The sequence below is a fragment of the Brevundimonas sp. Root1423 genome (genome assembly GCF_001426805.1).
In genome coordinates this window covers 1-5,321 of sequence record NZ_LMFL01000074.1, presented here as the reverse complement: position 1 = coordinate 5,321, position 5,321 = coordinate 1, and the positions used below count along the sequence as shown (strand labels likewise).

The 5,321-nt window shown below is 67.6% G+C and carries 5 protein-coding genes and 2 pseudogenes; 6 read left to right on the top strand and 1 reads right to left on the bottom strand.

Annotation, left to right across the window (positions count from 1 at the left end; translation table 11 throughout):
* Positions 1-465: 465 nt before the first annotated feature.
* On the top strand, positions 466-1,734 hold the full coding sequence (locus tag ASD25_RS27520) for a dipeptidase (protein ID WP_055831599.1): 1,269 nt from the start codon (positions 466-468) through the stop codon (positions 1,732-1,734).
* A complete protein-coding gene (locus ASD25_RS27515; RefSeq protein ID WP_055831598.1) occupies positions 1,734-2,396 on the top strand; it encodes a hypothetical protein in 663 nt (220 codons plus the stop codon). Before ASD25_RS27520 ends, ASD25_RS27515 begins: the two co-directional genes overlap by 1 nt.
* Here ASD25_RS27515 and ASD25_RS27510 read toward each other — a convergent pair.
* A complete protein-coding gene (locus ASD25_RS27510) occupies positions 2,380-2,820 on the bottom strand; it encodes a tRNA (cytidine(34)-2'-O)-methyltransferase (RefSeq protein WP_055831597.1) in 441 nt (146 codons plus the stop codon). The two genes, ASD25_RS27515 and ASD25_RS27510, sit on opposite strands and share 17 nt — an antisense overlap.
* Before the next feature lie 198 nt (positions 2,821-3,018).
* Between ASD25_RS27510 and ASD25_RS27505 the strand changes: the two are divergent.
* The 4 genes and pseudogenes from ASD25_RS27505 to ASD25_RS31455 form a co-directional block, all read left to right on the top strand.
* Positions 3,019-3,264: pseudogene (locus ASD25_RS27505) on the top strand (ubiquinol-cytochrome c reductase iron-sulfur subunit N-terminal domain-containing protein); the annotation flags it as partial.
* A gap of 14 nt (positions 3,265-3,278) precedes the next feature.
* On the top strand, positions 3,279-3,761 hold the full coding sequence (gene petA / locus ASD25_RS27500; RefSeq protein ID WP_235562909.1) for a ubiquinol-cytochrome c reductase iron-sulfur subunit: 483 nt from the start codon (positions 3,279-3,281) through the stop codon (positions 3,759-3,761).
* Positions 3,762-3,772: 11 nt separating this feature from the next.
* Positions 3,773-4,904: pseudogene (locus ASD25_RS27495) on the top strand (cytochrome bc complex cytochrome b subunit); the annotation flags it as partial.
* A gap of 24 nt (positions 4,905-4,928) precedes the next feature.
* Positions 4,929-5,321, top strand: a 393-nt coding sequence (locus tag ASD25_RS31455) for a cytochrome c1 (protein ID WP_369816701.1), incomplete at its 3' end; no start/stop codon positions are given.

Here is a 5,321-nt window from a genome sequence, read left to right as displayed (position 1 = left end):
CCCGCAACGATCACACCCCGCCGCACGTGGTTGGCCCTGGCGCCAGACGCCCTCCCCCGCGACGGGATGGCAAAAGCATAAGGCCGCGGGGCCCCCGTGCTGACAATAGAGTTTGAGAAAAGCGGAAGGTGTTGAAGAGGCGAGATATTTTCCCGCCAACCCGACTATATATCCGGCGAGCAGCGTCACGCCTTCGCGCACCCCATCACCGTGCATCCCCGCGGAGGCGGGGACCGAGGTCTTGGCCCCGCCGCCGGTGTCGGACCGGGCGCCGGTTACCTCCGCCCGTCTCGTTGCAGCTCAAACCTGGGTCCCCGCCTTCGCGGGGATGCACGGTTGGAGGGGCGGTCCCCGCCTCCGCGGGGATGGACGGATTTATTGACGCCCCGATGGGGGGAAGGCGCGGGCGCTTGCCAAGCCCGTCGCGTCTGGCACTGTCCGGCGTCGCTGTTCCGGGAGCCTGCCATGATCCGCACTGTCCTTCTGTCCACGGTCGCCGCCGTCCTGATCGCGGGACCGGTTCTGGCCCAGACGCCGGACGCGGCGGGAGAGGCGAGGGTGCGGCGGCTGCTCGAGCGGACGCCGCTGATCGACGGGCATAACGACCTGCCCTGGGCGTTGCGGCAGGGGCACGGGAACGACCCCTACGCCGTCGATCTGAGCGCCAATCTGGACGCCTCGACCGACCTGCATACCGACATCCCGCGCCTGCGCGCCGGCGGCGTCGGGGGACAGTTCTGGTCGGTCTATGTGCCGGCGACCCTGACGCCGACCGAGGCGGCGCGCGAGACCTTCGAACAGATCGACACCGTCAAGCGGATCGTCGCGGCCCATCCCGGCGCCTTCGAACTGGCGACCACCGCCGCCGACGTCGAGCGCATCCATCGCCGCGGGAAGATCGCCTCGCTGATCGGCATGGAGGGCGGCTATTCGATCGACGATTCCCTGGGCCTGCTGCGCGAGTTCTTCGACGCCGGGGCCCGCTACATCACCCTGACCCATTCGCGCACCACGACGTGGGCCGACAGCGCCACCGACGCGCCGAAATGGGGCGGGTTGTCGCCGTTCGGCGAGCAGGTGGTGAAGGAGATGAACCGGCTGGGGATGATGGTCGATCTGAGCCACGTCTCCGAGGAGACGATGCTGGACGCCATGCGGGTGTCGGACGCGCCGGTGATCTTCTCCCACTCCTCGGCCCGAGCCGTGACGGCGCATCCGCGCAACGTGCCCGACAGCGTGCTGCGGCTGATGGCCGAGGACGGCGGGGTGGTGATGGTCACCTTCGTGCCCGGCTTCGTCTCGGAGACGGTGCGAGCCTGGAACGCGGCGCGGGCGGCGGAGGACGCGCGGTTGAAGTCGCTGAACCCCGGCGATCCGGCGGCGGTTACGACCGGACTGACGGCCTGGCAGGCGGCGCATCCGATCCCGACGGCGACCATCGCCGACGTGGTCGCCCACATCCAGCACGTCCGCGACGTGGCCGGGATCGATCATGTCGGCCTCGGCGGCGACTTCGACGGCGTCGACGCCCTGCCGGTCGGGCTGGAGGGGGTGGACGCCTATCCCCGCCTGCTGGCCGCCCTGATGGCCGAGGGCTGGAGCGAGGCCGACATCCGCAAGCTGGCGGGCGAGAATGTGCTGCGAGTCATGAGCGCGGTCGAGGCGGTGGCGGAGAGCCGGAAGGGAGAGCGGCCCAACCTGGCGGTCATCCCGGCCGCCGGAGCGCCGGAATAGTGTCGGCAGCCCGCCCGGAACGCGACTACCGCCGCACCGACTGGGACGAATCGATGCCCGGCGACGACGCCCTCGCCGGCGCCCTGGCCCGGTCCCGGATCGAGCCCCTTGCACTCGACGGTCGCATCGCCCGGCTGGCGGAGGAAATCGGCGAGGACTGGCCCAACGGTCGCGCCATGGCGGCGCAGTTCTACCTCGATCTCGATCCGGCGCTGGTCTTCTTCCTGACGCGCAACCGTCTGCATGACATCCGGTTCTTCGCGGAGTTCTTCCGGCACGCGGTGGTTCGGGAGGCCCTGCCCGCTCTCGGCGAAGTAAGCTGGAGCGAGGAGGCGGCCGCGGCGAACAGCTATCTCGAGCGGATGGGGCCCCGTCTCGGGTTCGAACTGATCGACGGCTGGCGTTCTCTGGGTAGGCTGGCCAGCCGTCTCAGCCACGGCGGCGTCTATCGAGGAGGCGGCTTCAAGGACCCTCATGTGATCGAACTGGTCGAGGGCCTCGCCGAGGCGGCGTTCGGCGGGCGGCGGTCGGAAGCGCTGAGCTATCACTCGTGGATGACGTGGAGCGACTGGTTCGATGGCGATTTCGAGGACGGCAGCTATTTCTGGCTGGATCGGCGCACGGGGCTGGCCACCGTGCTGCTGATCACCGACGGGCGCTAAGGGCCTCCCACAAGGCGATCCCGGCCGAAACCGACAGGTTCAGCGAGCGCGCATCCGGCTGGATGGGGATAACCACCCGCGCGTCGGCCGCCTCATGCACGAAGTCGGGGGCGCCCGTGGGTTCGCTGCCGAACAGCAGGGTGTCGTCCGGCTGGAAGACGAAATCGTTCAGGGGCGTGGCGCCCTTCGTCGTGAACAGAACCAGCCGTCCCGCCCCGCGATCGCGCTGGAAGGCGTCCCAGTCGGCGTGCCGGATCATGTGTCCCAGGGGGCCGTAGTCCAGCGCCGCGCGCTTCATGGCCCGGTCATCGAACCGGAAGCCGGTCGGCTCGATCACATGCAGTTCCACGCCGAAACAGGCGCCCAGGCGGATGCAGGCGCCCACGTTCTGCGGAATGGCTGGTTGAAAAAGGGCGAGACGCATTCTAAGGCCCTCATACGCGCGGCCTGGGGGTCTGTCGCGGCTCGAATTGCGACTGTTTCTCAATGAAGCGGCGCAGTTTGCGGCGATGAGCCGCAACGCCGGGCCGGGTCAGACCGAAGGGAAGCCGCTAAAAGCATCCATGCCGTTTCCCGCCGCACCCTCTTTCGGGCGCGGATCACGGCGCACGAGGAGTAAGACGTGGCCGAATCGGTCGTGACTGAGAACGGTGAGGGCGGCGACGCCTCCCGCCGGGACTTCATCCAYATCGCGGCCGGYGCGGCCGCCGTCGGCGCCGGRGCCATGCTGGCCTGGCCGCTGATCAATTCGATGAACCCCGCCGCCGACACCCTGGCGCTGGCGTCGATCGAGTTCGACATGAGCAAGGTCCAGGAAGGCCAGCAGGTCGTGATCAAATGGCAGGGGCAGGTCGTGATCAAATGGCAGNGGTCGGAGCCTCGATCCACATCGCGGCCGGTGCGGCCGCCGTCGGCGCCGGGGCCATGCTGGCCTGGCCGCTGATCAATTCGATGAACCCCGCCGCCGACACCCTGGCGCTGGCGTCGATCGAGTTCGACATGAGCAAGGTCCAGGARGGCCAGCAGGTCGTSATCAARTGGCAGGGCAAGCCSGTSTTCGTSCGCTACCGCACGCCCMRGGAAATCCAGGAGGCCGTGGCGACGCCGCTGTCGGCCCTGAAGGACCCGCAGACCGACGGCGACCGCATCAAGGCCGGTCACCAGCAATATCTGGTCCTGCTGGGCAACTGCACCCACCTGGGCTGCATCCCCACCTTCGGTTCGGGCGATTTCGGCGGCTGGTTCTGCCCCTGCCACGGCTCGCACTACGACACCTCGGGCCGCATCCGTAAGGGTCCSGCGCCCRMGAACCTCGTCGTGCCGGAGTACGATTWCGTCTCCGACWCCCGCATCAAGATCGGCTGAGGGCGAGACCGATGAGCGAYCACGAATCCACCTACGTCCCCAAGACCGGCGTCGAGAAGTGGCTGGACASCCGSCTGCCGATCGTCCGCTTCGGCGCCGACTACATGTCGCTGCCGACCCCGAAGAACCTCAACTACTGGTGGACCTTCGGCGGCATCCTGGCCCTSTGCCTGGTCRTSCAGATCGCSACCGGCGTGATCCTGGCCATGCACTATGTGCCCAAYACCGAAMTGGCCTTCGCCTCGGTCGAGCGCATCATGCGCGACGTCAACGGCGGCGACCTGATCCGTTACACCCACGCCAACGGSGCCTCGATGTTCTTCATCGCGGTSTAYCTGCACATGCTGCGCGGSCTGTACTACGGCTCSTACAAGGCGCCGCGCGAGATGATCTGGATCGTCGGCTGCCTGATCTTCTTCCTGATGATCGCCACCGCCTTCCTGGGCTAYGTCCTGCCGTGGGGCCAGATGTCCTACTGGGGCGCCGAGGTGATCACCAATCTGATCGGGGCCATCCCGGTCGTCGGCGAGCCGATCCTGATCTGGCTGCGCGGCGGTCCAGCGATCGACAACGCCACCCTGAACCGCTTCTTCTCGCTGCACTATCTGCTGCCGTTCGTCATCGCCGGCTGCGTGCCGTTCGTCATCGCACGGCTTCGCCATCATCCTGTTCCTGATCCTGTTCGCCCTGTTCGTCTTCTTCATGCCCAACGCCCTGGGCCATGCCGACAACTACATCCCGGCCAACCCGCTGGTGACGCCGGCGCACATCGTGCCCGAGTGGTACATGCTGCCGTTCTACGCGATCCTGCGGGCCGTTCCGGACAAGTTCGGCGGCGTGGTGGCCATGTTCGGCGCCATCGGCGTGCTGTTCGTCCTGCCCTGGCTGGATACGTCCAAGGTGCGCTCGATGCGCTACCGCCCGACGATGCGGACCTTCTTCGTCATCTTCGTTCTGGTCGGCCTGATCCTGGGCTGGTGCGGGGCGCAGCTGCCGGACGCCCCGGTCATCGGGACCTTCAAGACCTTCGTCCTGATCGACGGCGACCTGAACAGCTATCTGTGGCTGACCCGCCTGGCGACGCTCTACTACTTCGCCTTCTTCCTGATCATCATGCCGCTGGTCGGCCTGCGCGAGACGCCGAAAGACGAAGGGCTGATCGCGACCATGACCCTCAAGACGAATATCCGCGCCATGAAGAAGACCCTGGTCCTGATCGCCGCCGCCGCTGGCTTGGCGTTCACCGCGGCCCCGGCGATGGCCGAGGGCGGCGCCCACGAACTGCGCGACGGGGGCTTCGCCTTCGACAGCCCGTTCGGCTACTTCTATCCGGGCCAGCTGCAGAGGGGCTACAAGGTGTACCGCGAGGTATGCGCCTCGTGCCACAGCATGAACCTCATGCATTTCCGCACCCTGGCCGAGCCGGGCGGGCCCTTCTACGACGCGCATCAGGCCAATCCGGCCGAGAACCGCTTCGTCAAGGCGCTGGCCAAGGAAGTCCAGATCGCGGACATCGACACCGAGACCGGCGAGCCGATCGACACCGAGACCGGCGAGCCG